The sequence below is a fragment of the Corallococcus praedator genome (assembly GCF_003612125.1).
GTDB lineage: Bacteria > Myxococcota > Myxococcia > Myxococcales > Myxococcaceae > Corallococcus > Corallococcus praedator.
This window is the reverse complement of record NZ_RAWI01001170.1, coordinates 1-423: the sequence shown is the minus strand read 5'-3', so window position 1 is coordinate 423 and position 423 is coordinate 1. Positions and strand designations below refer to the sequence as shown.

At 68.6% G+C, this 423-nt stretch carries 1 protein-coding gene; it reads right to left on the bottom strand.

Annotation, left to right across the window (positions count from 1 at the left end; translation table 11 throughout):
* On the bottom strand, positions 1-423 hold a 423-nt coding region (locus D7Y13_RS43575), incomplete at both ends, for an ABC transporter permease subunit (RefSeq protein WP_147452742.1).

Sequence of the window (423 nt, the reverse complement as noted above, 5' to 3'; positions counted from 1 at the left end):
GTCATCACCTCGGTCATGCTCGCGCGGGTCATGCGGGCGACGTAGCCCATGCCGTAGAGGGCGATGGTCATCACCGGCAGGGTGAAGTTGACGAAGGTCGCGTCCTCCATCGCGGAGGTCGCGGAGCCGTTGAACCACTTGAGCCCGACGGCGGACGAGGCGAAGACGGCGATGAAGAGGACGCCGGAGACGTATTCCGGCGTGGCCGTCGTCAGGATCGACGCGGTGGAGAGGACGCGGTCGGTGCGCGACCCCTCGCGCATCCCGGCGAGCACGCCGACGACCAGGGCGCCGGGAACCATCACCAGCATGACGAAGAACATCAGCTTGGCGGTGAGGCCGAGGCCCCGCGCCACCACGTCGGCGACCTCGGCGCGAAAGACGGTGGAGGTGCCCCAGTCGCCCTGGAGGATGCCGCAGTAG